The 2674-nt window shown below is 63.8% G+C and carries 1 protein-coding gene and 1 pseudogene; both read right to left on the reverse strand.

Going from position 1 to position 2674, the window contains the following annotated elements:
• A pseudogene (locus CFE35_RS22410) lies at nt 1–788 on the reverse strand (hypothetical protein); the annotation flags it as partial.
• Between the two features lie 3 nt (nt 789–791).
• The coding region (locus tag CFE35_RS22415) for a polysaccharide biosynthesis tyrosine autokinase (protein ID WP_292934087.1) at nt 792–2674 on the reverse strand (1883 nt) is incomplete at its 5' end.

Raw genomic sequence — 2674 nt, forward strand, 5'->3', positions numbered from 1 at the left:
GTTGTATCGAGCTGGTCAAATCCGCCGTCGAAGGCGAGCGAGTTCGAGGTTGAGCAGTTCCCGCGCCACACGGCTTGCGCTTCTGGCAGCATGTTGCTGTCGATCAGCTTCTGCGTAATGTTCGCGGAGGCAGAACAAGGCCATACCCCACGCCCGGTCCGCAACACCACATCGGCGCGCTGCGCCAGTTGCTCGACCGGCAGATCCTTAACATCGTTGACATAAACACCGACCCAGGCCGGCACGGCCTTGAGCCGCTGGGCAATCGCGGCACGGCCCTCTGGCGTGGCCGAGACAATGGCCAGGAAACGGTCGCGGTTCTCGTCGAGCGGACTCTGACGCAACAGCGCATCGAGGCGCTCGGCTGCGACCTTGATATCGCCCACCTGGAGTGCCTGATCGAGCCAGTAGATCTGGGTCATCCCATCGCGCCAACCCAGTTGCCCGGCGACTTCGAAGGTCTTTCGAGCTTCCTGGGCCTGCCCGGCATAGAGCTGCGAGCGCCCGAGCAGCGAGATCGGTTGCGCCGAGATCGGATCGGATAGGATCGCCCGCCGGGCAAAGGCGATTGCGCTTTTGGGACCGTTCTGGACGAATGCGGAAATGGCCCGCGACCGCGCTGCGCCGGTATCATAGGGCCAGCCGATCACACTGGGGGCGTTCGGGAACTCCCGGCTTTGCCGATCGGTTCCACTGAGCAGCGCCGCGATCGCGAAAGCGATCAACCCGGCCGCTGCCGCTGCTTGCCACAAACGGCGCGGCATGGCGGGGGCTGCGGTGTCAGCCATGGATCACTTGTCCGCGTTCGCGCTGTACTGGTAATAATTGTAGCCGTAGTATTCGGAATAGCGGTTGCCGGTGCTCGTCGCATCGAACTTGGTCAGCACGGCCCCCAGCACGAGCGTGTGCATGCTGCGCAGGCGGCGCAGCGAGGCTTTGAGCGAACCGCGACGGCTGCGATCGGACTGCACGACCAGCACCACGCCCTCGACCAGTGCCGCCATCAGCGGCGCGTCGGCCAGACCGAGCACCGGCGGGCTGTCGACGATCACCAGATCGAACCGTGCCGAAAGCTCGTCGAGCAACATATGCATGCGGTTCGAGCTGAGCAGTTCGGTCGGGCTCGGCGGAATGGGGCCCGACGTGATGATCTTGAGCGTCTCGACCTCGGTATCGCGCAGCACCTGATCGATGGAGCTCTGCGACGTAAGCAGGCTCGATACGCCCTCGGTGTTTTCTGCAGCCGCCCCGCTCAGGAAGCGATGCAATGCCGGACGCCGCAAGTCGACGTCGAGCAGGACCACGCTGCGGCCCAGGCGGGCAATGCCGGTGGCAATGGCCATGCCCGTGGTCGACTTGCCTTCGCTGGGCTGCGAACTGGTAATAAGGATCGTCTTGGGCAGACCGGACGCGGTCGAATAGAGCAGGGCGCTGCGCAGCGAGTTGTAGCCTTCGCTGATCGGCGACTTCGGATCGTCGAGCGCGAGGGCAACATCGAGTTCCTGCGCCAGCGGAATGACACCGAGGAGCGGCATGTTGAGCTTGCCCTCGACGTCTTCAGGGACGCGCACCGAGTCGTCGAACTGCATCCGCAGGTAAACAAATCCGGCCGCCCCGATGACACCGACGACCAGTGCCAGCAGAATGTTGCGCAGGAGATTGGGCGAGCTGGGGCGGATCGGCGGAATTGCCGAATCGATGATGGCGATGTTGCTCGCGTTGATCCCGGCTGCTGCGTTCAGTTCCTTGTAGCGCTGCAACAGCCCTTCGTAGACGGTGCGGCTGGTATCGGCTTCGCGCGCGAGCAGGTTGTACTGGACGAGTCTATCCTGCTCTTCGAGCGAGGAACCCTTCAGTTCGGCGACTTGCTGCTTGAGGTTCTGCTCAGTCTCGACCGCGGCATCGAACTGCTGCTTGACCGAGGCGCGGATGCTGCGCGCGACGCTTTGCAGCTGGTTGTCGATCACCCCGACTTGCGCGCGCAATTGCGCGACAGCGGGGTAGTCTTCCAGATGGTTGGCGCGCTGCTTCTGCAGTTCCGATTGCACGCGTGCGCGTTCTGAAAGCAGCTGCGAAATGGCGGGATTGGCAAGCACATCGGGTGAGTTCAGCGGATCGCTGCGCGAGACCAGATTCCAGCGCTGCTGCGCGGCGATCCGCGTGGCCTGGGCCTGGTTGGCGGCGGTGTTGACCTGCAGCAGGCTGGCGGTGGTGACCGAGCCGCTGGTGCTCCCCTTATCGATGGTGTTGCTGGGATTGCGGTCGCGGATCAACCCGGCCTGCCGGGCATAGGCGTTGAGTTCGCGTTCCGATTTTTCCAGCTTGGCCCGCGCTTCGGCGAGCTGGCCCGAGATGAAATCGCGGGCGTACGCGGAACTGTCAAACCGGCGTTGCAGGTTGGCCTGGATGAACTCGGCGGCCAGAGTGTTGGAAATCCGAGCGGCGAGTTCAGGTTGCGGGCTGGTGAAGCTCACGGATGCGAGGCGCGAATTGCGCGGCATGGAAACGTCTCTTGCGTCCTCCAGCGCCTGCAGTGTCAGGTCCTCCAGTTCGCCCCGGCTGAGATCGCCGGCGGGCTGACGCATGCCCATGGCATCATAGAACCGCGGGTTCCCGATCAAGCGCAGTTTCTGCGCCACCCGCTCGAGGAGAGTGCGGCTCTTCAGAATATCGA

It is taken from the genome of Novosphingobium sp. PASSN1 (assembly GCF_002278815.1).